Source organism: Streptomyces sp. DG2A-72, from assembly GCF_030499575.1.
Classification (GTDB): Bacteria; Actinomycetota; Actinomycetes; order Streptomycetales; family Streptomycetaceae; genus Streptomyces.
Genome location: NZ_JASTLC010000001.1, coordinates 8,869,502 through 8,892,199, shown reverse-complemented (window position 1 = coordinate 8,892,199; position 22,698 = coordinate 8,869,502). Strand labels below are relative to the sequence as shown.

Annotated in this window: 19 protein-coding genes and 7 pseudogenes; 8 read left to right on the top strand and 18 right to left on the bottom strand. The window is 71.9% G+C overall.

Annotation, left to right across the window (positions count from 1 at the left end):
- The first annotated feature begins 36 nt into the window (after nt 1-36).
- Nucleotides 37-1,500, top strand: coding sequence for a membrane-associated oxidoreductase (locus QQY66_RS42250; protein WP_301985705.1), 1,464 nt, complete (start codon nt 37-39; stop codon nt 1,498-1,500).
- On the opposite strand, the pseudogene QQY66_RS42245 reads toward QQY66_RS42250, so the two are convergent.
- Both QQY66_RS42245 and QQY66_RS42240 read right to left on the bottom strand, forming a co-directional pair.
- A pseudogene (locus QQY66_RS42245) lies at nt 1,487-1,841 on the bottom strand (sugar phosphate isomerase/epimerase and 4-hydroxyphenylpyruvate domain-containing protein); the annotation flags it as partial. The gene QQY66_RS42250 and the pseudogene QQY66_RS42245 sit on opposite strands and share 14 nt — an antisense overlap.
- 524 nt (nt 1,842-2,365) lie before the next feature.
- On the bottom strand, nt 2,366-2,533 hold the full coding sequence (locus QQY66_RS42240) for a hypothetical protein (RefSeq protein WP_301985704.1): 168 nt from the start codon (nt 2,531-2,533) through the stop codon (nt 2,366-2,368).
- A 198-nt stretch (nt 2,534-2,731) separates the two neighbouring features.
- Here QQY66_RS42240 and QQY66_RS42235 point away from each other — a divergent pair, with 198 nt between their 5' ends.
- Nucleotides 2,732-4,708: a hypothetical protein gene (locus QQY66_RS42235; RefSeq protein WP_301985703.1), complete on the top strand. Its 1,977-nt coding sequence runs from the start codon at nt 2,732-2,734 to the stop codon at nt 4,706-4,708.
- Here the strand turns inward: QQY66_RS42235 and QQY66_RS42230 are convergent.
- Nucleotides 4,695-6,773 carry a tetratricopeptide repeat protein gene (locus tag QQY66_RS42230; protein WP_301985702.1) on the bottom strand — a complete coding sequence of 693 codons (2,079 nt, stop codon included), beginning with the start codon at nt 6,771-6,773 and terminating at the stop codon, nt 4,695-4,697. The genes QQY66_RS42235 and QQY66_RS42230 overlap by 14 nt on opposite strands.
- Before the next feature lie 224 nt (nt 6,774-6,997).
- Here QQY66_RS42230 and QQY66_RS42225 point away from each other — a divergent pair.
- A pseudogene (locus tag QQY66_RS42225) lies at nt 6,998-7,087 on the top strand (NAD(P)-dependent oxidoreductase); the annotation flags it as partial.
- Between the two features lie 100 nt (nt 7,088-7,187).
- Here QQY66_RS42225 and QQY66_RS42220 read toward each other — a convergent pair.
- Nucleotides 7,188-7,631 (bottom strand): PPOX class F420-dependent oxidoreductase, encoded by a 444-nt coding sequence (locus tag QQY66_RS42220; RefSeq protein ID WP_301985701.1) that lies wholly within the window; start codon nt 7,629-7,631, stop codon nt 7,188-7,190.
- A 77-nt stretch (nt 7,632-7,708) separates the two neighbouring features.
- Between QQY66_RS42220 and QQY66_RS42215 the strand changes: the two genes are divergently transcribed.
- The 3 genes from QQY66_RS42215 to QQY66_RS42205 all read left to right on the top strand — a co-directional run bounded on the left by QQY66_RS42215 (nt 7,709) and on the right by QQY66_RS42205 (nt 10,900).
- Nucleotides 7,709-8,272 (top strand): TetR/AcrR family transcriptional regulator, encoded by a 564-nt coding sequence (locus tag QQY66_RS42215; protein WP_301985700.1) that lies wholly within the window; start codon nt 7,709-7,711, stop codon nt 8,270-8,272.
- A complete protein-coding gene (locus tag QQY66_RS42210; RefSeq protein WP_301985699.1) occupies nt 8,269-9,609 on the top strand; it encodes an MFS transporter in 1,341 nt (446 codons plus the stop codon). The genes QQY66_RS42215 and QQY66_RS42210 overlap by 4 nt, the downstream gene beginning before the upstream one ends.
- 64 nt (nt 9,610-9,673) lie before the next feature.
- Complete coding sequence (locus QQY66_RS42205; RefSeq protein ID WP_301985698.1) at nt 9,674-10,900, top strand: serine hydrolase; 1,227 nt, start codon at nt 9,674-9,676, stop codon at nt 10,898-10,900.
- Here QQY66_RS42205 and QQY66_RS42200 read toward each other — a convergent pair.
- The 6 genes and pseudogenes from QQY66_RS42200 to ribA form a co-directional block, all read right to left on the bottom strand.
- A pseudogene (locus QQY66_RS42200) lies at nt 10,901-11,356 on the bottom strand (saccharopine dehydrogenase C-terminal domain-containing protein); the annotation flags it as partial.
- A 229-nt stretch (nt 11,357-11,585) separates the two neighbouring features.
- Nucleotides 11,586-12,011, bottom strand: a pseudogene (locus QQY66_RS42195) (saccharopine dehydrogenase NADP-binding domain-containing protein); the annotation flags it as partial.
- Nucleotides 12,004-13,059, bottom strand: a complete 1,056-nt coding sequence (locus QQY66_RS42190) for a saccharopine dehydrogenase (RefSeq protein WP_301985697.1) — start codon at nt 13,057-13,059, stop codon at nt 12,004-12,006. The gene QQY66_RS42190 and the pseudogene QQY66_RS42195, both read right to left, overlap by 8 nt.
- A gap of 211 nt (nt 13,060-13,270) precedes the next feature.
- Nucleotides 13,271-13,651 (bottom strand): annotated as a pseudogene (locus QQY66_RS50640) (hypothetical protein); the annotation flags it as partial.
- A pseudogene (locus QQY66_RS50635) lies at nt 13,604-13,990 on the bottom strand (NAD(P)/FAD-dependent oxidoreductase); the annotation flags it as partial. The pseudogenes QQY66_RS50635 and QQY66_RS50640, both read right to left, overlap by 48 nt.
- Before the next feature lie 123 nt (nt 13,991-14,113).
- A complete protein-coding gene (gene ribA / locus QQY66_RS42180; RefSeq protein ID WP_301985696.1) occupies nt 14,114-14,773 on the bottom strand; it encodes a GTP cyclohydrolase II in 660 nt (219 codons plus the stop codon).
- A gap of 38 nt (nt 14,774-14,811) precedes the next feature.
- Between ribA and QQY66_RS42175 the strand changes: the two genes are divergently transcribed.
- Entirely contained in the window at nt 14,812-15,591 is a 780-nt protein-coding gene (locus QQY66_RS42175; protein ID WP_367667033.1) for a creatininase family protein, read from the top strand.
- Between the two features lie 92 nt (nt 15,592-15,683).
- On the opposite strand, the pseudogene QQY66_RS50630 reads toward QQY66_RS42175, so the two are convergent.
- The 5 genes and pseudogenes from QQY66_RS50630 to QQY66_RS42150 all read right to left on the bottom strand — a co-directional run.
- Nucleotides 15,684-16,421: pseudogene (locus tag QQY66_RS50630) on the bottom strand (YbhN family protein); the annotation flags it as partial.
- A 713-nt stretch (nt 16,422-17,134) separates the two neighbouring features.
- On the bottom strand, nt 17,135-18,310 hold the full coding sequence (locus tag QQY66_RS42165; RefSeq protein ID WP_301985695.1) for a class I SAM-dependent methyltransferase: 1,176 nt from the start codon (nt 18,308-18,310) through the stop codon (nt 17,135-17,137).
- Nucleotides 18,307-19,497, bottom strand: a complete 1,191-nt coding sequence (locus tag QQY66_RS42160) for a glycosyltransferase family 4 protein (RefSeq protein WP_301987676.1) — start codon at nt 19,495-19,497, stop codon at nt 18,307-18,309. Before QQY66_RS42160 ends, QQY66_RS42165 begins: the two co-directional genes overlap by 4 nt.
- An 11-nt stretch (nt 19,498-19,508) precedes the next feature.
- Nucleotides 19,509-19,907, bottom strand: coding sequence for a 6-carboxytetrahydropterin synthase (locus QQY66_RS42155; RefSeq protein ID WP_301985694.1), 399 nt, complete (start codon nt 19,905-19,907; stop codon nt 19,509-19,511).
- Between the two features lie 242 nt (nt 19,908-20,149).
- Nucleotides 20,150-21,133 carry a zinc-binding alcohol dehydrogenase gene (locus QQY66_RS42150; RefSeq protein WP_301985693.1) on the bottom strand — a complete coding sequence of 328 codons (984 nt, stop codon included), beginning with the start codon at nt 21,131-21,133 and terminating at the stop codon, nt 20,150-20,152.
- A gap of 108 nt (nt 21,134-21,241) precedes the next feature.
- Here QQY66_RS42150 and QQY66_RS42145 point away from each other — a divergent pair, with 108 nt between their 5' ends.
- Entirely contained in the window at nt 21,242-22,015 is a 774-nt protein-coding gene (locus QQY66_RS42145) for a CDP-alcohol phosphatidyltransferase family protein (RefSeq protein ID WP_301985692.1), read from the top strand.
- A gap of 170 nt (nt 22,016-22,185) precedes the next feature.
- Here QQY66_RS42145 and QQY66_RS42140 read toward each other — a convergent pair whose 3' ends face one another.
- Genes QQY66_RS42140 through QQY66_RS42130 form a run of 3 tightly spaced genes read right to left on the bottom strand, consistent with a single transcriptional unit; the run spans nt 22,186 to nt 22,695 of the window.
- Complete coding sequence (locus QQY66_RS42140) at nt 22,186-22,323, bottom strand: hypothetical protein (protein ID WP_301985691.1); 138 nt, start codon at nt 22,321-22,323, stop codon at nt 22,186-22,188.
- 43 nt (nt 22,324-22,366) lie between these two features.
- On the bottom strand, nt 22,367-22,513 hold the full coding sequence (locus tag QQY66_RS42135) for a hypothetical protein (protein ID WP_301985690.1): 147 nt from the start codon (nt 22,511-22,513) through the stop codon (nt 22,367-22,369).
- Nucleotides 22,514-22,548: 35 nt separating this feature from the next.
- A complete protein-coding gene (locus QQY66_RS42130) occupies nt 22,549-22,695 on the bottom strand; it encodes a hypothetical protein (protein ID WP_301985689.1) in 147 nt (48 codons plus the stop codon).
- Between the last annotated feature and the right edge of the window lie 3 nt (nt 22,696-22,698).

Sequence of the window (22,698 nt, the reverse complement as noted above, 5' to 3'; positions counted from 1 at the left end):
GACACGCGTGGTTCGGTCAGGTCAGAGTCGCCGACGATGGAGCCCAACGATCTGACGCCGACCGAACTGCGCGCGTGGCAGGCCTTTTCCCACGGGGAGTCCGTGGACTTCCGTTCCGCCGCCGGCGAGGACGCGGGGAACGGAGCGGCCTGGGGTCCGGAACGCACCGTCCGCGCGGCCGTGTTGAGGTCGCTGCTTCTCAACGGCCCCCAGGAGGACGGTGAAATAGCGTCGCTGAAGCTTGCGGGGGCTCGCATCACCGGAGTGCTCGACCTTCAGTACGCGACGATCGACCACCCCGTGCGGCTCAGACGCTGCCACTTCGACGAGACCCCACGGCTCTACGCCGCCCGGCTCCGCGAGCTCAACCTCAGCGAGTCCGACCTGCCCGGGCTCACCGCCCAGGCCCTGCGGGTGGACGGCACCCTGCGGACGACGCGAACTGTGTTCCGAGGACCGGTGCGGCTCGGCGGGGCACAGCTCGCCGGGAGCCTGTACATGGAGAGCGCGCAGATCAACGCGCCGGACGCCGAGGAGCCGGTGCTCCAGCTCAACCAGGCGGCTCTCGGGGCCGACCTGTGGGCACCCGGGCTGGTGACCCACGGCCAGATACGTCTCAACGGCGCGAACGTCACCGGGACGGTCAACCTGACCGACGCGCAGTGCGAGAACCCGGGCGACGCCGCCCTCGACGCGATGGCCCTCACCGTAGGGGGAGACCTCGCACTGAAGCGCGCGCACACACGTGGCTGGATCGGCCTGAAGGGCGCCCGTATCGCCGGCCGCCTCGACCTGTCGTACGCGCGCCTGTCGAATCCGGGCGATGCCGCGCTACGGGCGAGCAGTTGCACCATCGGGGAGCTGTGGCTGCGCAAGGGCCCACCCCCGCAAGGCACCCTGAACCTGCGCCGCGCCCAGATCGACGTCCTGTTCCTGGAGCCGGAGGTGGTCCCGGACCGGCTCCGTCTCGACAACCTCGCCTATACGTCCCTCACCCCGCACGAGCCGGCCGAGCGCCGTCTGCCCATGCTGGAGCGGGACGTCGAGGGCTATGTCCCACACGCCTACGAGCAGTTGACCGCTGCCTACCGTCGCATCGGCGACGACCACGCGGCCAGGCTCGTCCAGCTCGCCAAACAGCGCCGGCAGCGCTCCACGCTCAGCTGGTACGGACGCCTGTGGGGCCACGTCCAGGACGCCACGGTCGGCTACGGTTTCCGCCCCTTGCGCGCCTTCGGCTGGCTGCTCTCCCTGCTCGCCGTCGGCTCGATCGCGTATGCGCTGCACCATCCGCCGCCGCTGAAGGCGTCCGAGGTCCCGCCCTTCAACCCGGTGTTCTACACGCTCGACCTGCTCCTGCCGGTGATCTCCTTCGGACAGGAGAGCGCCTTCGCCCCGAAAGGCGGGTACCAGTGGCTGTCCTACGTCCTCATCATCACCGGCTGGATCCTCGCCACGACCGTCGTCACCGGCGTGACCAGGACCGTCAGCCGCCAATGACCCCCATCACCACATGCTGCGCCGCCAGCCGCACCGGCGCGTTCTGGGTGTAGCCCCGGTAGCCGCCGTCCCGCTGGACCAGTTCGAAGAAGACCCGCCCGATCGTCCGCGTATAGCAGTGGCAGAACTCGCCCTCCGCGTCCCGGTCGTAGAGAATCCCGAGCTCCCGGTACGTCGCCAACTCACCGCCGGCTTCCAGCCCTCGGAGGCTCGGGAGGCGCGGGCTTCGCGACCGCGTCGTCGGTACCAAGCGCGATGTGCGGGGAACAGGCGTCGTCGGTGGAGGAGGGGCCAAGGCCGAGGGCGATGCGAACGCTGCCGTCGGCGTTGGTCATTGGCCTTCTTCCGCTCGGCCCGCCGATTGTGCGCGGCAGGCACGTTCCCGATCCGCACCCGCTTGCCCATCGCCATGCACCCCTGCCCACCTGTGATGATCTCGACGGGCCGAAGCTAACCCCAGCCCCACACCCCGAGTGGCACGTGACAGCGATTGGCGAACAACTGATCCCCTCCACGCAGGAAGGGCCGAAGATGATCGCCGACCAGATCATTCGCTACCGACCACACCCCTCCACCCCGCCCCAAATGACCAACATCGGCCCGCGCACCCCGGGCATCAGCCGGACACCAGCAGTGGCGTCCACGTCCATGCCACCCGTTTCAGCGGTACGGCTGCGGTCTCATTGTCCCGCACAAGGATCCACTCGCAGCGGCGGAGGCCATAAGGCGGCCGAGCACCGACGCCGAACTGCGCCCGAGCTGGTCGAAGCGGGGGCACGAGGCGGCCCTCGCCGACTTCAACTGGCTTGACGGGGCAGCCGAGTTCGCAGGGTGGCTTGAGACCTGGGGCAGGAGACGGCCGGAGCTAGGCGCGCGGATGACGTGGCTCGTACAACCCCACCTCGCCTCCACCCGGGACCTCCGCGGGCGGCGCCTTGAAGATGAGCCAGCCGTGTCCGGCGTCGACGTGCGACCAGCCCAGAACGTCCCGGATGAAGGCGCGGTCCGCCTCGGCGTCGCGTGTGTAGATCACCACATGGGCTCCGTTGATCTCGCGCGGAGGTTAGCTCCGGGCGGGGCGGGCGGCAAGCACAGCCGGCACGTGGTCCGACGTCAACCGCGGTACGGCCATCAAGGGCCGAGCATGCGGAAAGGCCCTGCGCGCACTGCGGTAAGGGCAGGCACTATCGTTGCCCGATCGCATGAGCGGGGACGAGAGGCGGGCGAGGGCGTGACGGGGGCCGGGTGGATACGGGTGCCGGTCGGCGACGACGCGGCGCGGTGGGCCACGCGCGGCGGCACCCGCAAGGTGCTCCTGGTCGTCCACAACGTGACCGCGGCGACCCGCCTTCTCGACGTCCTGCCACTGTTCCACGACGACCTGCGGGTGCAGTTGCTGGCGACCAGTCCGGGGTCGTCGGCGTTCCGGGCGGGCCTCGCGGAGTTGCTGGCGGACACCGGAGTGCCGGTCCTGCCGTGGGAGCAAGCGGTCGAGGTGCCGATCTCACTTGCCGTCTCAGCGAGCTTCGGCGGTCAACTACGGTCGATTTCCGGCGTATTGACCGTGTTGTCGCACGGCATCGGATATGCTAAGAGGCTGGCGACACCCGACACCCGACACCCGACACCCGACACCCGACACCCGACACCCGACACCCGACACCCGACACCCGACACCCGACACCCGACACCCGACACCCGACACCCGACACCCGACACCCGACACCCGACACCCGACACCCGACACCCGACACCCGACACCCGACACCCGACACCCGACACCCGACACCCGACACCCGACACCCGACACCCGACACCCGACACCCGACACCCGACACCCGACACCCGACACCCGACACCCGACACCCGACACCCGACGAGCGGGGTCGCCGAGGAAGCGCCGGTCTTCGGGATGTCGCCGGAGTGGCTGCTCGACGAGAACGGCAAGCCCGTCGCGGACGTGCTCGTGCTCTCGCACCCCGAGCAGTACGAGCGACTGCGCACCGTCTGCCCCGAAGCCGCGCCGACGGCCGCACTCGCCGGGGACCCCTGCTGGGACCGCATGCTGGCGGCCCGCCCGTATCGCGACCGCTTCCGCCGGGCTCTCGGCGTCGGCAGGGGGCAACGCCTGATCGTCCTCAGCTCCACATGGAACCCCGAGTCGCTCTTCGGCGACGGCGGCGATGACGTACTGCCCTCCCTCCTCCCCCGCCTGACCTCGGAGTTCCCGGCCGACCAGTACCGTCTCGCGGCCGTCCTGCACCCCAACGTCTGGCACGGTCACGGGCCCGGCCAGATCCGCGCCTGGCTCAACCGCGCCCGGCGCGCGGGGCTGGCCCTGATCGACCCACTGGACGGCTGGCGACAGGCACTGATCGCCGCCGACACGGTGATCGGCGACCACGGCTCGGTCACGTACTACGCCGCCGCACTCGGCGTACCCGTGCTCCTGGGCACCGCACCCCTCTCCGGTCTCGCGCCGGACGCCCCGGTGTACGAGTTCGTCCGCACCGCACCCCGCCTGGACCCCGGGCTCCCCCTGCGCCCGCAGGTGGAAGCACTGCTCGATCACCACCAACCACAGCCCCAACGGGCCGAGTTCACCAGCTCCGCACCCGGCGAGTCCGCAACCCGGCTCCGCCGGCTCTTCTACGACGCCATCGGCATCCCCGAACCCGACGAGCCCGCGCGCCTCGAACCGCTCCCCCTCCCGCCCTGCGAACCACCCGCCCCCACCGTGCCGTTGCTGGTGCTCACCCGGCTGCTGGGCTCCGGCGAGATCGCGGTCACCCGGTACGCGGGCCCGCATCCGCGGGACGACGAGGCGGGCGAGGCGCACACCGCCGTCGACGAGGACACCCGAGAGGCCGATCAACTGCCATACGCGGATGTGGTGTTCCGGTACGGAGACGCCGACGACCCGCGCTTCGGATCCCCGGCCGACTGGACGGCGGAAGTCCTGGAACGGCATCGGTACTGCGCGCTCGCCGCCTATGTCACCGGCCGCGGGGCCTGCGTGGTGCGCACGCGGGCAGGGGCGCTGCTGCGCCTGGACGCCGGGCCCGGCGCGGACGCCGATCCGGCTGTGTACGCCTCGGCGCTGCATGGCTGGCTCGCGGCGGGCAAGTCGTCGGAGGAGCTGGTCGTGCAGGGACTGACAGTGCGCACCGGTGAGGTCGTCCACCCGGTGACGGTCACTCCGGCGTGACGCACCGCTCGCGCAGCCCGCGCAGATGGGCCACGTGATACGCGGCGTTCTCCCCCTCCAGCGCCGCGAGTGCCTCCTCGATCAACGGCAGCGCGGCGTCGAACTCGTCGCCGTCCAGGCGGGTTTCGGCGAGGTCGGTGAGGGTGCGGGCGCTGTTGTAGGCCTCGCCGCTGTCGCGGAAGAAGCGCAGGGCGCGTTCCAGTCGTCGTACGGCCTCGTCACGGCGGCCGAGGCCGCGCAGGGCCCGTCCTCGGTGGCGCTGCAACAGGGCGCGGGCGCGCGGCAGATCGGCCGCTCCCTCGTCGGTGGGGCCGATGGCGTCGAGGAGCGTGTCCGCCTCTTCGAAGCAGGCGTACGCGTCGTCGAACCGCCACTGGCGCAGCCGCAGCAGGCCGAGGAACTCGACGGCGGAGGCGTGGCCGCGTGGATGACCGGCTGTCTGCTCGTCCCGGGCCGCGGCGAAGGCCTCCGGTTCGGCCTCGTCCCAGTGGCGCAACTCCGTGAGAGTGTGGGCGAGTTGGGCGTGCAGCGAACCGGCCGTGCGGGTGCCGGGGAAGTGGGCGTCGGCGCTGCGGGCGCCGATGCGCAGGGCGGGGAGCAGGACCTCGTGGTGTCCGGCCTTGAGCTGGAGCGGCCACAGCGACCGGCAGAGCAGGACCACGGTCTCCCGGTCGCCGAAGTCGTCGGCCGTGCGCACCGCTTCGACGAGGTTGGGCGCCTCGGCGGCCAGCGCGGCGACGGCCGAGCCCCGGTCCGGAAAGGACACCGGCGAGTCGGCGTCCGGGACCCGCCAGCTCTCCGGCAGCGCCGCCCGGGCCGCGCCCACCGCCAGGTCCCGGTAGCCCTCGATGACGCGGGCGACGGCCGCCGAGCAGGCCGCGATGCCGTCGACCGCGGCGGCCGTGCGTTCGGCGTGGGCGCGTACGGCGGGGCGGTAGCGGTAGCGGCCGGTGGCGGTGCGTTCGAGGAGGAGTGCGTCGGTGAGTTCGTCCAGCAGCTCGGCGGCATCGGTGACGTCCGCTGCGCGGGCAGCTGCCGCGGCGTCGAGCGCGGGCCAGTCGCGGAGGCATGCGAGGCGGTAGAGGCGGGCCGCCTCCGGTGTCAGCAGGTGGTAGGAGTCCGCGGCTGCGGCGCCGACCGGGTCGTTCTCGGGCACGGCGTGGGCCTCTGCGGGTGGCGTGGCCAGGCGGGGTGCGGCAGCGCGCAGTGCGTACGGGGAGCCGGCGCAGCGGTCGAGCACGGCGGGCAGCGCGGCGCGGGCGGCGGTGACCGCGGGTTTCCCGGCCAGCTCGGTGAGCAGCCGTTCGGCGTCCCGGCGGGCCAGCGGGCCGACCTGGACCGGCAGGGCGTCGAGGCCGAGGAGCCGGTGCCGGGCGATGACGATGGTGAACACGCCGGGCGCCGACGTCAGCAGCGGCTGCACCTGGGCGGCGGACCGGGCGTGGTCGAGCACGAGGAGCAGCCGTCGGTCGGCGAGGCAGCGCCGGAAGAGGTCGGCGCGGTCCTCGGTGGCCGGGGGTATCTCCTCGGCGGGCAGGCCGAGGCCGCGCAGCAGGGTGCCGGGCAGCGCTTCCGGCGCGAGGGCGCGCAGATCGGCGTACAACTGGCCGTCGGGGAAGCGGTTGGTGTGCCGCCAGCCCCAGTGGACGGCGAGGGTGCTGGTGCCGATGCCTTCGGGGCCGTGCAGGAGGACCCGGCGGGGACGTCCGTCGAAGGCGCGCCTGGCCTCCTTGTCGAGGGTTTTCAGGGCCTGTCGGCGGTCCGTGAAGAAGCGCGGCGCGTCGGGGAGGCTCGGGCGGCCCGACGCCTCGGGGCGCCGGATGCCGCGGGCGAACAGGGCCCAGGCTGCGGCGAGTCGGGGGTCGTCGTGCAGGCGGTCGTGCACCAGGCGTGCCACGTCGTCCAGTTGGCCGGGCGTGGTGGGCGCGGGTACCTCCCGGCCGGCGATACGGCGGACCAGGCCACCGGCCGACTCCCAGGCCCACTTGCCCGCTTCGTTCGCCATACCGGTCCCGACGGCTCCGAGCACCGCGCCGATGGCGCCCACCGAGATCGGATCCACCATGCCGCGCACTCCCCCGTCCGTGTCCCAGGTTTGATCAACCCTAGCGGCATGTGACGGCACATCAACGCGGTGCCCCGCACACCGACTTGAATCCGACACCGGTGCCAGGATCGACCCTGCCCGGCATGAGCATCGACACCGACAGCCCACGACACCTGTGGCAGACCGCCGTGGCCGACGCGGATCGTCGTCCCCATGGGCACGGCCTCGCCAGAGTGCTCCCAGACTTCGCGGCGCAGGCTGCGGCCTGGGACGTACTGAAGAACAACCAGCTGATCGCCGAGGCGGCCCGCGGCACCGGCCTGAGTGCTCCGCTGGAAGCGCGGTGATGCTGTATCGATATGCGGCTCCGCCGCGGGCGCGGGCCGGTGGGGGCCGGTCGCGCGGTACCGCGTCGGACTTCACCAAGGCCGCTTAGCCGGCGCGCCGGGGAATGCCGTAAGCCCGCTCCACCTTCAGACGCAGCACCACCCGCCCGTCGCGGACCATCGCGGCCCGGTAGTCGTCCCAGTCGGGATGCTCGCCCCTCACGTCCCGGTAGAGCCGGATCAGCTCCTCGACCGTGTCGTCGTACGGGTCCTTCGCGACGGGCGAGAGGTGGGCCGTGCCCTCGGCGACCGTGTACGCCCAGGCGTCGGGGGTGGTCACGTGGTACGACGCCCGGGGGTCCCGGCGCAGATTGCGGGTCTTGGCACGGTCGTCCGTGATCGAGACGCGGATGATCCGCTCGTCCGGGTAGTAGGCGTGGTTGACGTTCGACAGCTGGGGCCGGCCGTCGCGCTTGAGGGTGACCAGCACGCCGGCCTTGGTCTCGGAGAGCAGCGCCAGCAGTGCGTCCTGAGACGAGTCGTGAGTCATGTCGGGATCAACGAGGGCGAGGGCTCTTCCCATTCCCGCGAGTAGACAGTGTCTACGTCGCCTGGTAGACACTGTCTATGCATGAATCCGAGACGGGACTGCGATCCCGCCTGATCGACGTCGGTGTGGAGCTGGTGGCCACGGAAGGCGCGCAGGCGTTGACCCTGCGGGAGATCGCCCGCCGGGCCGGCGTGTCGCACGGGGCGCCGCGCCGCCACTTTCCCACCCACCTGGAGCTGCTGTCCGCCATCGCACGCGTCGGTTTCGCCCGACTCGGGGAGCGGGCGTCGGCGATCGGGGAGGGTACCCCCAGGGAACAGATCGCGACGCTGGCGCGGGCCTATCTGGAGTTCGCCCTGCACAACCGCGGCATGTACGAGCTGATGTTCCGTCACGATCTGCTGGAGAGCGGCCACTTGGGCCTACGCGACACCAGCCTCCCCCTGTTCGGCCGCCTGGTGGATCTCATCACCCGTATCCGTCCCGGCACGAACCCCCGCCTCGTCGCGGGCGCCCTGTGGGCGAACCTGCACGGCATCGCCCAGCTCTGGACCTGGGGCAGCCTCCAACTCGCCACCGCGACCGAGGACTTCGAACCCCTGCTCCGAGCGACTCTGGACGCCCACCTGGGCGACGAGTGAACCGCCGGCTCACGCTCGCCGCGAGTGTGTCAGGGGCGGCGATCGTCGCCCTGGACGGCACCGTGCTGACGGTCGCCCAGCCGACCCTGCGGCGGGATCTGAACGCCTCCTTCGCGGAGATCCAGTGGGCCGGCACCGGGTATCTCATCGCCGTCGCCTCCCTGCTGGTGTTCGCGGGACGCCTCGGCGACCGGTACGGGCACCATCGGCTGTTCGCCCTCGGCATGCTGGGGTTCGGGGCCGCGTCGGCGGGGATCGGGCCGGCGCCCGGAGTCGGCTGGGTGATCGGACTGCGGGTCGTCCAGGGGGTGTTCGGCGCGTTGCTGCAACCGGCGACGCTGGGAATGCTGCGGGCCGCGTATCCGCCCGACCGGCTGGGCATGCCGATCGCCGTACGGACGAGTGCAATCGGCGTGTCGGCCGCCGTCGGGCCGGTCGTGGGTGGGGCGTTGGTGGCCTGGCTGGGCTGGCGGGCGGTGTTCTTCCTCAATGTCGTGCCCGCCCTGGTCTTCGGCGTGCTCGCGCTCGCCGTACGGCGCCCGCAGCGGCCGACGTCCTCCGCCGCGCTCGATCTCCCCGGCGCCCTTCTGCTCGCGGTGGCCCTGGCGTGCCTGGTCCACACGCTGGTCTCCGGCGCGACGGCCGCGAGCGCGCTCGGCCTGGTCGCGGCTGCCCTCTTCGTCCGGCATGAGCGGCGCACGGCGAGCCCGTTGCTGTCGCCGGACCTGATCCGCGCACCGGCGGTCGGCTCGGCGCTCGGCATTCTGGCAGCGGCCTCGGCGGCGCTGTCGGGCACGTTGTTCGTGGCGACGTACGTCCTCCAGGACACGCTCGGTCTCGACCCGTTCCAGAGCGCCCTGCGCAGCCTGCCGCTGGCGGTGCTGATGGTGGCGGCGGCTCCCGTGTGCGCGGTGCTGCTGCGCCGGGCCGGAGCGCGGCGTACGACCGTGGCGGCCATGGTCGTACTCGGCCTCGGCATCCTGATCCTTTCCCGGGCGTCGGGCGCGCTCTTCCTCTGCACCGGCTTCGCCCTGCTGGGGGCCGGGTTCGGCACGGTGATGGTGGCGGCCACGCACGTCGTCGTGCGGCTGGCCGCGGTCGCGTCGGCCGGGGTGGCGGGCGGGTTGCAGCAGACCGCGATGAACATCGGGCCGACGGTGGGGGTGGCTGTCGTGACGCCGCTGATGGGGCTCGGACACGCGTTTGCGCTGGTCGTGCTCGTCGGCGTGGCCTTGATCGGGGCGGTGGCGGGGCTCGCGTTGCCTGTGCTTTCCGCCACGTCGGGCGTCGATCATGTCCATCCGAGCGACCGGATACGCGTTCCTACGCGACCATGAGGTCTGAGGGCGTTGCGGCTGGGTATGCCGGACCGCACCTCGACGAAAGCGACGGAGGACACCGATGGCACTGCTGCGACAAGAGGTCGAACCCGACGAGGTGGGGCTGGACCCGAAGGCGCTGGACCGCCTCGACCAGTACTTCGCCCACTACGTCGACGAGGGACGGCTGCCCGGGTTCCTCGTGGCTGTGGCGCGCGGCGGACACGTCGCCCATCTGACCACGCACGGCCGGCGCGACGTCGCGGCAGGGCTGCCCGTCGAGGCGGACACGCTGTGGCGGATCTACTCCATGACCAAGCCGGTCACCGCGGTCGCCGCACTGCTGCTGATGGAGGAGGGCAAGCTGTCGCTGGACGACCCGGTCGCCGCGCATCTGCCGGTCTTCGCCGACGTCGAGGTGTACGACAGTGGCTCCGGGGCAGATGTCAAGACCCGTCCGCCCGCCGGGCCGATGCTGATCCGGCATCTGCTCACCCACACCTCGGGCCTGACCTTCGCCTTCTACCACTCCCACCCCGTCGACGCCCTCTACCGCGAGGCCAACCTGGAGTCGTCGGTGCCTCCGGGTGCGAACCTGGCCGAGACGATCGACGTGTACGCGAGCCTGCCGCTGCAGTTCGAGCCGGGGACGCAGTGGAACTACTCGGTGGCGTCGAACGTCCTGGGCCGGGTCGTCGAGGTCGTGTCCGGGCAGTCGCTCGACGAGTTCTACCAGGAGCGGATCTTCGGCCCGCTCGGGATGCCGGATGCCGGGTTCCAGGTCCCCGCCGAAAAGGCGGGCAGGCTGTCCGAGCTGTACGGCGAGACCGAGGGCGGCGGCATCGAGCCGATCCCCGGGCTGCCGCTGCACGGCAGACCCCGGTTCCTGTCCGGCAGCGGCGGCATGGTGACCGGCGCGTACGACATGCATCGCTTCATGGAACTGCTGCGGCGCCGCGGCGAACTCGACGGCGTCCGCCTGCTCGCCCCGAAGACCGTGGACCTGATGACCTCCAACCACCTTCCCGGCGGCGCCGACCTGCGCTCCTTCGGCGCTCCCCCGCACAAGGAGCCGGGCAACGAGGGCGTCGGCTTCGGGTTCAACGTCTCCGTCGTGATCGACCCGGCCCGGACGCTCGCACCCTCGGGGCTGGGCACGTTCGGCTGGAGCGGCGTCGCGACGACCACGTTCTGGGTCGACCCGAGCCGCGATCTGACCGTGCAGTTCATGACCCAGGTGCGACCCAGGACTTCGCACACGATGTTCCCCGACCTCAAGAGGCTCGTGCACGAGGCCGTCACGGACTGATCAGCTCAGCGTGAACTCGACGCCCTCCCGGGCGAGTTCGGTGAGCCACTCCTGCGAGCGCGCCGCGGTCTCGGCGGCGCGGTTCAGGCCGGGCGGCAGCGAACCGTCCAGGATGTGCCGGACGCCGAGCGCGAGGGTGCGGGAGACACAGCGGGCCATCGCGCTCTCCTCCGCGTCACCGGTCAGGTCCAGGAGGTAGCGGCCCGACCACTGGTTCACCTCCAGCGACACCGCCAGCACCACCCGGTCCCGGTCGGCCTCCGTGGTCGGATACGCGGTCGCCAACTCCTGTGCCAGGGCGGCGATCCGGGCGTCGTCACCCGCCTTCAGCTCCTCGAAGACGGCGTCCCAGGCCCGCAGCCAGCCTTCCAGACGCAGCGTGCCGCGGACGAAGGTCTGCGCCTTCCACGCGGACGGCAGTCCGTACTGCTCCACGAAGGGCAGGCTGTCGCGGTTTGAACTAACTGCCGATTAGCGGAAAGTAGTTGACCTATGGCAGAGTGTTAGCATACGCCCGGCGCCCAGGCGACGCCGGGCACCCTCCTCGGTGAAGTCGCGAGACCTCACCGACCAGCGTCCGGAGGGACGTGCCACGCGGGCTGACGGCTCACGTCGTTCGGTACCAGGGCACGAAGGCGATTGGCTCACCCCCTGAGCAATGCTCGGGCCCACCGAGCCATTCAGAGACGCTGTGCGCGAAGAGGTGGTCGCTACTTGGGTCGAGGTCTGCCTTGGCAAGGACGATGGTCCCTGCCACCTCGGCCTCTCACAACCGTTCCGGAACCGCGTCCGACACGTAGCTCTAGCAGGCGGCCTGCGTCGGTTCCCGCACGCACGCCGCCAGGATCCCGGCATGCTCGGGCGCGGGCAGCATCGATACGACGACGTCGCCGGGCGCGAGTTCGGCGGTGAGCGCCAAGAGCGTGTACGCACGCGGTTCAGCGCGACCGGTGAGGCCCCGCTCGTCTAGCGCCTCGGCGGCGCGCTTCCCGGTGCGGTGCCACAGCCGTACCCGCTCGGCGGCGTCGCACAGCGCCTCCAGTCCGCTGCCCGTGGACAGTCCGGCGCCGATCCAGTGCACGGTACCGCTCGCCGGAACACGCTCACCCATGACGGGACTCCCCTTCCGCGATGCCGAGTTCACGGCAGGCCTGGTGGAACCGGTCCAGACAGCGCCCCCACGGCCCGCCGCTCTCGAACTCCAGCAGCTGGAGCACCAGGGACGCCGAGAAGTCGGTGCTGGACTCCCTTGGCAGCAGGGACGGCAGGTTGTCGATGGCGATGAGGTCCAGCGGGGGTTCCTTGCGCAGGCGGCGCACCGGGTCCGTCCAGTCGGTGACGCGGTCGTAGACCGGCAGCACGTTCAGGGGCGAGCCGACGTCGCAGGTGACGTCGCAGAGGGTGCGCAGACGGCGGGCGGGGTCGTCGAGGTCCTCGTCCCTGAGGAAGGGCGGGACGGGGGTGGTGGCGAGCACGGCGTTGACCATCACGTCGTGGTCGAGGAGGGCCCGGCGGTCCAGGTCGCGGGTCTCGGCGAGGTCCCAGCCGGTCGGGTCGAGCCCGGCGACATGAAGGGCGACGCGGGCGCCGCGCCCGCTGCGGCCGAGGGCGCCGATCACCAGCGCGGTGAACTCCTCGCCGGGCGCCTGCAGTGCCTCGTCCAGCTCCTCCTTCGACGTGGGGCGCAGGGGTGCCCGCAGGCTGCCCCGGTGATGGAGCACCGCCAGGGCCGCGCCCAGGTAGCCCGCCCAGAAGCCGAAGGCGGCGAGGCGACGGCCGTCGTCGTCCACCAGATATTCGAGGTCGAGGAGCTTGCCTCCCCCGGCGGCGAACCGGCGCAGCAGTTCCGCCGCGCCGGGCTGCCGCTTGTAGGCGTGCCCGAAGAAGATGTGCCGGTGGATCAACATGCCCGGCTCATCCGGGAGTTCCTTCAGTCCGAGGACCACGGCGTCCTTGGGCGCCGACACCCACGAGCCCGGCGCCGCGACCCGGCAACCGACCGCCTCGTACTCCTCGATGGGGAAGATCCGCTGTGGTGACTCCTCGACGGTCAGCACCGCTCCGCTGTCGATGAGCCGGCGTGCGTCGGACGGCACGATCGGGGTGCGGCGTTCGGTGGAGCGGACCTCGTGGCGCAGCCACAGATGGAGCTCGGTCATACGAGATTGGCCTCCGGACGCGGGGCATCGGCCGCGAACCGGCCGGCGCTGAGCGGGCTGACGTCCACGAAGGGTACGCGGCCCAGGTACAGGTCGCGGACGACCTCGCCGGTGGGGGTCCCCCCGCTCGAGCGAAGCCGAGAGTGGGGGAAGGTCCCTGCAGAAAGCCGTGGCCGGAGAAGCCGGTGGCGTAGAGGAAGCGGGAGGGTGAAGTCGCCTCGCCGATCAGGGCGTTGTGGTCAGGGGTGTTCTCGCACAGGCCCGCCCAGCCGCCGGTGCGGCGCAGGTCGAGGAGGGCCGGGGCGCGGTGCTGCATGGCCTCGGCGAGGCGGGGGATCCAGCGGTGGCGGCGATCTGGCGGCGTAACGGCTCGACCGGCAGGTCCACGCCGGCCATGGCGCCGACGGCCTTCGACCAGGCGCCGGCCGCGCAGATCACGGTGTCGGTGGTGATGCTGCCCAGGGTCGTGCGTACGGCGGTGATGGTGTCGCCGTCCCGTTCGATGCCGGTGACATCGATGTGGCGCAGGATCCGGGCGCCGAACTCGCGGGCGGCGGTCGCGTAGCCGTGGACGACGGACTCCGGAGCGCAATGGCCGTCGTCCGGTGAGAACGCGGCCTCCAGCAGTCCGTCGGTGCTGATCAGCGGGGAGCCGTACGCCCGCCTCGATGGAGGAGACGTCCTCCGGCGTCGACAGCAGGAACAGATAGCCGACGCGGTGCAGGCCGATGTCGTACCCGATCTCCTCCTGGAACCGGTCGAACGCCTCCAGGCTCTGGGCGCCGAGTCGGACGTTGAGCTCGTCGGAGAACTGTGCCCGGACGCCGCCCGCCGCCTTCGACATGGATCCGGCCCCGAGCTCGTCCCGTTCGACCAGGACCACGTCCCGTACGCCGGCCCGGGCGAGGTGGTAGGCGATGCTCGTGCCCATGACTCCGCTCATGCCCATGACTCCGCCGCCGGTGACGCCGCGCAGACCCCCGGACCGGTCCCCGGAGAGGAAGAGGACGTCGTCGGTCATTCCCTCTTCCTGTCCGGACCGTCGCCACGGCAATCAGGACCAGTGCGCCACGGCGTCCAGATGAGGCAGGTGATGGTCGAGACGCTCCCGCTTCGTCCGCAAATAGGTGATGTTGTTCTCACACGGCGGGATGAGCAGCGGGACCTGCTCGGCGACTTTGATGCCGTGCTCCAGCAACGCCTCGCGCTTGCGCGGGTTGTTCGACATCAGGCGTACGGAGCGCACGCCCAGGTCGTCGAGGATCCGCGCGGCGACGCCGTAGTCCCGGGCGTCCACCGGCAGGCCGAGCGCGAGGTTCGCCTCGACGGTGTCCAGGCCCTCCGCCTGCAGCGCCATCGCGCGCAGCTTGCCGAGCAGGCCGATGCCGCGGCCCTCGTGCCCGCGCAGGTAGACGACGACGCCGCGCCCTTCGGCGGCGACGGCGCGCAGTGCGGAGGCGAGTTGATCACCGCACTCGCAGTGCTGGGAGCCGAAGGCGTCGCCGGTCAGGCATTCGGAATGCAGCCGGGTGAGGACGTCGTCCGTGCCGATCTCACCGTGGACCAGGGCCACTTGTTCGTCGCCGCGATCGTGGTCGAGATAGCCGACCGCGCGGAATTCCCCGTACACCGTGGGCAGCGGCGCATTCACGACGCGCTCCACGCCCGTCCGCTGTGGAGACTTCTTGCCGAGTACGCCAATGTTTTCTGTCATGATCTGGTTCCTAAGCAGAGACGAAGGGCCGTGAGGAAATGAGTGTTTCGGGAACGCGTTCGGCGGCATACGGGCTGTTGCCGGCGGACACCACGGAAGATGTACGCACGCGCGGGGCAGGCGTCTCACGGCAGGTCGCCGTCCTTCCCGTCGGAAGCTTCGAGCAGCACGGCCCCTTCCTTCCGCTGGCCACCGACTCGCTCGTCGCCTGTGCCGTCGCGCGGGAGATAGCCGCCGCGCACCCGGTGCACCTCCTTCCTCCGGTGACGATCTCCTGCTCGCACGAGCATGCGGCCTGGCCGGGGACCGTCAGCATCTCCTCCGTCACCCTTCACGCGGTGATACGGGACATAGCGGCTTCGCTCCGCCGCTCGGGCGTCGACGCCCTGGTGCTGGTCAACGGGCACGGCGGAAACTATGTACTGGGAAACGTCGTTCAGGAATCCTCCGCGCAAGGTGAGTCGATGGCCCTGTTCCCGGCCGCGGAGGACTGGGAGACGGCGCGGGAGCGGGCGGGTGTGCGGACCTCGTTGCTCACGGACATGCACGCGGGGGAAATTGAGACCTCCATCCTTCTGCACGCTCATCCCGAATTGGTCAGGTCCGGTTATGAGACCGCTGATTTCGTCGCGGACGACCGGCGCCATCTGCTGACCCGCGGAATGTCCGCCTATACCGATTCGGGTGTCATCGGGCGTCCTTCGCTGGGTTCGGCGGAAAAAGGGAAGGCGCTGCTTGAGAGCCTCACGGATTCCTTCGGCGCGTGTTTGTCGTTGTTCACGGGTGACGCGGGTGACGCGGGTGACGCACGGGGGTAGCGCCGGCGGGCGACCAGGACGAGGACGCCCGGCAGGCTGGCCGCGAAGCTGAGCACGCCGTACACGACGGCGACGGCCAGTCCGCTGCTCGCGCCGAGTCCGGCGGCGCCGAACGCCCAGGCGGTGACGCCCTCCCGGGGTCCCCAGCCACCGACGTTCAGCGGCAGGCCCATGGCGAGCAGGGCGAGCACCGCGATGGGCAGCAGTACGACGGCGGAGGCGCCGGAGCCCGCGACACGGGCGGCGAGCACGAACATCGCGATGTGGCCCGCCAGCACGACGACGGACGACACGACGATGCCGGGCCAGTTACGGCGGGACAGCAGGCCCCGGCGTGCCTCGCCCAGCGTCGAGCGCAGGGCACGCCTACGGCGGGAGGGCGTCCGGTTCATGCGCAGCGCCAGGACGACCGCGCTCGCGCCCAGCGCCGCGAACAGGAGCAGCGGTGCGAACTGCCGGGCCTGGGCCAGCACCGGCGACGGCATGGTCAGCAGCACCGCGGCACCGACGAGGGCCAACACGACCTGCCCGGCGGCCCGTTCGAGTACGACGGCCCGCACCCCGCGGCCGAGGTCGCCCTCGCTCTTCCCGTGCCGCACCGCCCGGTGCACATCCCCCAGCACGCCGCCCGGCAGGGCCGCGTTCAGGAACAGCGCCCGGTAGTAGTCGGCCACGGCCGGCCCGAACGGCAGCCGGATCCGCAGCCCACGCGCCACCAGCGCCCAGCGCCAGGCGCTGAACACGGTGGTGACGACGCCGATCCCGACGGCAGCGACCAACGTCACCGCGTCGATCCGGCGCAGCCCGTCCAGGAAGACACCGGTGCCCATGCGCCAGAGCAGCACGGTGAGGATGGCGACACCGGCGATGGTGCCGAGGTGGGGGCGGACGCGGCTCAGGAAGGTGGGGCGGGGAGTGGTGGCGGCCGGCTTGCCGGCAGCTGGGCGAGCGTCGCCGGCCGGGGTGGGACCGGTGGCGGGGTGAGACTCGTCGACGGGAACGCGGTCCGTCGCGGGCGACACATCAACAGCGGCCCGGCACACATCGGCGACCGGGGCGGACTCCGTGACGCGGTGACACGCGTCGACCGGAGCCCGGTCCGCCGCGGGCGACACATCAACAGCGGCCCGGCACACATCGGCGACCGGGGCGGACTCCGTGACGCGGTGACACGCGTCGACCAGAGCCCGGTCCGCCGCGGACGACACATCAACAGCAGCCCGGCACGCACCGGCGACCGGGGCGGACTCCGTGACGGAGTGACACGCGTCGACGACCGGAGCCGGCTCCGCCGCGGGCAACCCGTCGACAGCGGCCCGGCGTCCACCCGCGACCGCCGTCGAAGCAGTACCGGAGTCGCGGTCGGCGGGCCGGTGAGGGGCGTGCGCCTCGCGTGCCTTCGCGCGGGTCTCGGCGGCCTGCCTCGCAGCGGCCCGCGGCGTGACGCGACGGCCCGTGCCGACCCGTACCACCGCGCGGACCCCCACTGCCGCACGGACCCTGACGACCCGCACCGCCACCTCGGCGGTCACCGTCTGTGCGCTCATGCCGTCCCGCCCGTCGGCCGCGACAGTGCCAGCAGGTCGGTGTGGTGGACGATCACGCTCAACTCGCCCGCGGCGCAGGCCTCCAGGCGGTCGCGCAGGTAGTCGTCGGCGCGTTCACGCAGTTCGGGGCGTTCCTCGACCGCCGCGCCGACCCAGCCGCGCAGCCACTGGGCGGTGAGGTCGGCTTCGTCGGGGCCGAGGCGCCAGGGGCTGGGGTGCAGATGGACCGTCGCGCCGCGCTCGGAGAACGCCTCGCAGGCGGCGGTGACCGCGTCCGGTCCGAGCAGGCCGGAGCGTCGCTGGTGGGCGTTGAACGCCTCGGCGATCTCCGTGTCCAGCGGATGGGACGGGGTCAGTTCGACGCGTCCGGCGACGGAAAGCGTGAGCAGGGCCGGGCAGCCCACGCCGGTGCACGCGGCGGCGAGGGTGTCGATCTCCTCGCGGGTGAGGACGTCGAGAAGTGCGGACGCGGTGACCAGTGAGGCGCCGGCCAGGGCGTCCGGGGTGAGCCGGGCGACGTCGCCGCGGCGCGACTCCACGGTGACGCGGCTGCCGTCGGCGGCGGAGCGCGGGGAGGCCACGGCGGCGAAGTGCAGGAGGTAGGGGTCGCGGTCGTGCAGGATCCAGTGCTGGGCGCCGTCCAGCCGGGGGGCCAGCCAGCGACCCATCGAACCGGTGCCGCAGCCCAGGTCGTGCACGACCAGTCCACCGGCCCGCCCCGGCAGATTCGCCAGCCGGATCCGCAGCGGATCGAGCAACTCCCCCGCCCGCGCCAGCGCGTCCGCCCCTTCCCGCAGCTGAAGCCACTCGGGCGCATACCGCGGCGGCTCGTCAGGCCCGTCCTCCCGCAACCGCACGGTGGGCCGCTCGCCGGGGCGGGAGGCCGTACCGGCGGCGGGACCGGCACCGGGGATCACCCGGTCGTTGGGCGCGGGACCGGCGCCGGGGATCACCTGGTCCGGCGCCTGGACGACGGCAGCCGCCGACGCCGGTTCCGCGGACCGGGCGGCACTGCTCGCCCCGGGCTCCATCGAGGGGGCGCCCTGCCTCGCCCCGGCCTCAGTCGATCGTGCCATGTGCCTCACCCCGGGTTCCGCCGCGGCCGAGACATCCCGCGGACCCGGCTGGGCCGGAATCCCCCCGCCGCGCTGGGTCGTCGCTGTCTTCCTCATGCCGCCCTCCTGGGTTCGTTCGGCAGTCGGCCCAGTACCGCGGCCAGGCTGCGGGCCGTGGTGGCCCAGCCGTCGAGGGCGGCGCGTCGCCCCCGGGCCGCCGCCTTGAGGCGGCGTCGTACATCGGCCTCGCCGAACCAGCCGCGCAGTTCGGCGGCGAGAGCCAGGGGGTCCTCCGGTGGGACGAGGATGCCGGGCACACCGCCGTCGGGGGCGCGGCCGACGGCCTCCGGCAGGCCGCCGACATCCGTCGCCAGCACCGGGATGCCGCGCGCCAGCGCCTCCGTCACCGCCATGCCGTAGGTCTCCGCGTAGGAGGTGAGGACCATCAGGTCGGCGGATGCATAGCTCGCGTCGAGTTCGGCGCCGGCCTGCGGTCCCGCCAGCACGAGCCGGTCCTCCAGGCCGTACCGGGCGATCAGGGACCGCAGTCCGGCCACGTACTCCGGGTCGTGGCCGAGCCCGCCCACGCAGACGCAGCTCCACGGCAGGTCGGCCACCGCGGCCAGCGCCTCCACCAGCCGGTGCTGCCCCTTGCGTGGTGTCACCGCGGCGACGCACAGCAGCCGGGAGACGCCGTCCGTGCCGGAGGCGAGGGGGGCGATGTCGGCGCCGGGGGCGGCGACATGGACCCGCTCGGGGGCGAGCCCGTGGTGGGAGACCAGACGGCGGACCGCCCAGTCGGACGTGGCGATCACCGCCGGGACCGCCCGCAGCACCGTACGTTCCCTGGCGTCCAGCTCCGCGGCCACGTCGGGCGCCAGACCCCGCTCGTCGCCGAGCGGCAGGTGGACGAGGACGGCGAGACGCAGGCGTTCGGCCTCCGGGAGGATGATCTCGGGGACGCCGCAGGCGACCAGACCGTCGAGGAGGACGACCGCGTCATCGGGCAACTGCCGCAGGGTGCGGGCGAGTTCCTCGCGCGCCGCCACCCCGGGCCGGGGCCAGCTGCCGTCCACGGTGTGCTTGTCGACCTGCCAGCCGAAGCCCGGCAGATCCAGACACACCCGCCGGTCATAGGCGTTGCCGCCGCTCGGCTGGGCCGGGTCGTCGACGCCGCCCGGCATGACGAAGTGCACCGAACGCAGGGACATGGGGATGATCTCCGCGTTCTTCAGGGCGGAGTGCTGCACGGGAACGTATTCGAGCCGCATGGGCTCCAGAGCCCTGCCGGTGGAGGGCTCCATGGTCGTGTCGGTCACAGGGCACGCTCGTAACTCGCCCAGGCGACATGCGACTCGTGCAGCGTGACGGTGAGGCCCGCGAGGCCGCGGGCGCCCTCGCCCAGCGCGCCCTTCTCGATCCGCTCGGCGAGCCGGTCGGCGATGACCTTGGCCAGGAACTCCGTGGAGGTGTTGACCCCCGCGAAGTCCGGCTCGTTGTCGAGGTTTCTGTAGTTCAGCTCGCTGACTACGGCGCCGAGCTCCTGGGTGGCCAGTCCGATGTCGACGACGATGTTGTCGTCGTCCAGCTGCTCGCGCCGGAAGGTGGCGTCCACGAGGAACGTCGCTCCGTGCAGGCGCTGCGCGGGTCCGAAGATCTCGCCGCGGAAGCTGTGGGCGATCATGATGTGATCGCGGACGGTGATGCTGAACAACGGACGACCCTCCAGGTGCGGCGCGTCTGGTCCCCGGCCGATCGCCGCCGGGGATGTCGTGTAGTACGGCTCCCTGCCATGCCTTGTTCAGCGACCTGTTCCCCTTTTTGGGAGGTCAGGCGCGCTGGCCGTCCCGGATGCCGCATCTCTCGGGGGATGACCCCCGGACCCCCAGCAGAAATGCGGGTCGGCCGGAATGACCGGCGCGAACATCGCGAGGTCGGCCCAGGTGAACATGTCCGTCAGGGCGCGTCCGCGTAGCTGACGCGGTGACAGAGGGCCGGGATCCGCCCGGAGGCGAGCTTCGGCATCACCTCGGGAAGATCCTCGAAATCGCTCTCCCCGGTGACGAGGGCGTCGAGCGCGGGGTCGGTGAGCAGGTCCAGGGCGAGGGCGAGCCGGTCGGCGTATGTGCGGCTGGAGCGGCGGGCCGGGGAGACGGTGCCGACCTGGCTGCTGCGGATGACCAGGCGCCGGGAGTGGAAGGCCTCGCCGAGCGGGAGGCTGACCTGCCGGTCGCCGTACCAGCTCAGTTCGAGGACCGTGCCCTCGTCGGTGAGGAGTTCCAGGGAGCGGGCGAGGCCCTGTTCGGTGGCGCTGGCGTGGACGACAAGGTCGCAGTCGCCGAGGGCGTCCGCGGGAGCGGCGAAGCCGACGCCGAGTGCTTCAGCCACCTTGGCCCGCGCCGGGTCGGCGTCGACCAGTTGGACGCGTACGCTGGGGAAGCGCGCCAGCAGCGCGGCCACCGAGCAGCCGACCATGCCGCCACCGACCACGGCGATCCGGTCACCGACCAGGGGCGCCGCGTCCCACAGCGCGTTGACGGCGGTCTCCACCGTGCCGGCGAGCACCGCGCGCGAGGCGGGCACCGACTCCGGCACCACGGTGACGGCGGCGGCCGGGACGACGTACCGCGTCTGATGCGGGTAGAGGCAGAAGACCGTACGGCCGACCAGTGCCGCCGGTCCCTCCTCCACGACGCCGACGTTGAGGTAGCCGTACTTCACCGGCCCGGGAAACTCGCCCTCCTGGAACGGCGCCCGCATCGCCGCGTACTGGCTCTCGGGCACACCGCCGCGGAAGACGAGCGTCTCCGTGCCACGGCTCACCCCGGAGAAGAGCGTGCGTACCAGTACGTCGTCCGTGCCGCATCCCGGCAGGTCCACCTCGCGTATCTCACCGAGCCCAGGCGAGTTGAGCCAGAACGCGCGTGCGGTGCGGTTCATCGGAATCCTCCTGAACGATCGGGAAGCTGCTCACGTACGGAGAGGTGCACAGGCCGCGCACAACGTAGCGGCGATGATCGACTCTGTCACACGGCCGGAGGATGTTCGGTGGCCCTGAACCACACTTACGACGCGAGGCTCGTCCAACAGGAGACCGCTGTGGGAGCGGGTGTGCAGATCCTTGTGCTGACCCTGCTCGGCACGGCGATCGGGATGGGGCCCGCGGGCTGGCTGACCGGACTCGCCTTCGCCATCGCCACCTGGGCCGTGCTCTCCCGGGCCCTGCACCGGTCCCGGTTGCGGTCGTTCGGCCCCGCCAACCGGGTCACCCTCGGCCGCTCCATCCTCGTCGGCGGTGTCACGGCCCTGGTCGCGGACTCCTTCCAGAGCCCGCCGCCCATCACGCTCCTCGTCGGTCTGACCGCGGTGGCCCTGATCCTCGACGGAGTCGACGGCAAGGTCGCCCGCCGCACCGGCACCTCGACAGCGCTCGGCGCACGCTTCGACATGGAGGTCGACGCGTTTCTGATCCTGGTGCTCAGCGTGTACGTCTCGATGTTCCTGGGCCCGTGGGTGCTGCTGATCGGCGCCATGCGCTACGCCTTCGTCGCCGCGGCCCGCGTCTGGCCGTGGCTCAACGCCCCGCTGCCGCCGAGCACGGCCCGCAAGACGGTGGCCGCGCTCCAGGGCGTGTTCCTGCTGGCGGGCGCCTCGAAGCTGCTGCCGTACCCGGCGACGTTCGGCATCGTCGCGCTGGCGCTGGGGCTGCTGGTGTGGTCGTTCGGGCGGGATGTGCTGTGGCTGTGGCTGTGGCGGACGTCGCGGGTCGAGAACGCACCGGAGGAGCGCGAGGTGCGCGAGCCCGAACTCGTCGCGAGCTGAGCGTGGCGGCGTCGAGTGCCGCAGCGCGCGGCTGAACGGGTCCGACGCAGTCCGCTGCGTTCGGCAGCGCCCCAAAGAGGCGCGGGGCTGTATCGATATGCAGCTCTGCCGCGTGGGCGCGACCAGCCACGACGGACCTGCGGCCGACGCCCGGACTTCCAGCGGAGCGCTCAGCCGCGGCGCGGCAGCAGTCCGATCGCCGCGACCGGCACAGCGGCCAGCACCAACCAGGGCACGGCCGGATGCAGCCCGCTGTCCAGCAGCGACCCGGTGGCCGAGCTGCCGACCAGCACGATCAGACCAGACACCGAAGACAACGCCCCGTGTAGAGCCGAACTTCCAGCGGAGCGCTCAGCCGCGGCGCGGCAGCAGTCCGATCGCCGCGACCGACACAGCGGCCAGCACCAACCAGGGCACGGCCGGATGCAGCCCGCTGTCCAGCAGCGACCCGGTGGCCGAGCTGCCGACCAGCACGATCAGACCAGACACCGAAGACAACGCCCCGGTGTAGAGCCGGACTTCCAGCGGAGCGCTCAGCCGCGGCGCGGCAGCAGTCCGATCGCCGCGACCGGCACAGCGGCCAGCACCAACCAGGGCACGGCCGGATGCAGCCCGCTGTCCAGCAGCGACCCGGTGGCCGAGCTGCCGACCAGCACGATCAGACCAGACACCGAAGACAACGC

Bases quoted from the DNA above. Each gene is read 5' to 3' on its own strand.
- QQY66_RS42250 (WP_301985705.1), top strand. From the start codon at position 37: ATGGAGCCCAACGATCTGACGCCGACCGAACTGCGCGCGTGGCAGGCC.
- QQY66_RS42230 (WP_301985702.1), bottom strand. From the start codon at position 6,773: ATGGTGGATCCGATCTCGGTGGGCGCCATCGGCGCGGTGCTCGGAGCC.
- QQY66_RS42220 (WP_301985701.1), bottom strand. From the start codon at position 7,631: ATGACTCACGACTCGTCTCAGGACGCACTGCTGGCGCTGCTCTCCGAG.
- QQY66_RS42215 (WP_301985700.1), top strand. From the start codon at position 7,709: ATGCATGAATCCGAGACGGGACTGCGATCCCGCCTGATCGACGTCGGT.
- QQY66_RS42205 (WP_301985698.1), top strand. From the start codon at position 9,674: ATGGCACTGCTGCGACAAGAGGTCGAACCCGACGAGGTGGGGCTGGAC.
- QQY66_RS42190 (WP_301985697.1), bottom strand. From the start codon at position 13,059: ATGACCGAGCTCCATCTGTGGCTGCGCCACGAGGTCCGCTCCACCGAA.
- ribA (WP_301985696.1), bottom strand. From the start codon at position 14,773: ATGACAGAAAACATTGGCGTACTCGGCAAGAAGTCTCCACAGCGGACG.
- QQY66_RS42175 (WP_367667033.1), top strand. From the start codon at position 14,812: ATGAGTGTTTCGGGAACGCGTTCGGCGGCATACGGGCTGTTGCCGGCG.
- QQY66_RS42165 (WP_301985695.1), bottom strand. From the start codon at position 18,310: ATGAGGAAGACAGCGACGACCCAGCGCGGCGGGGGGATTCCGGCCCAG.
- QQY66_RS42160 (WP_301987676.1), bottom strand. From the start codon at position 19,497: ATGGAGCCCTCCACCGGCAGGGCTCTGGAGCCCATGCGGCTCGAATAC.
- QQY66_RS42150 (WP_301985693.1), bottom strand. From the start codon at position 21,133: ATGAACCGCACCGCACGCGCGTTCTGGCTCAACTCGCCTGGGCTCGGT.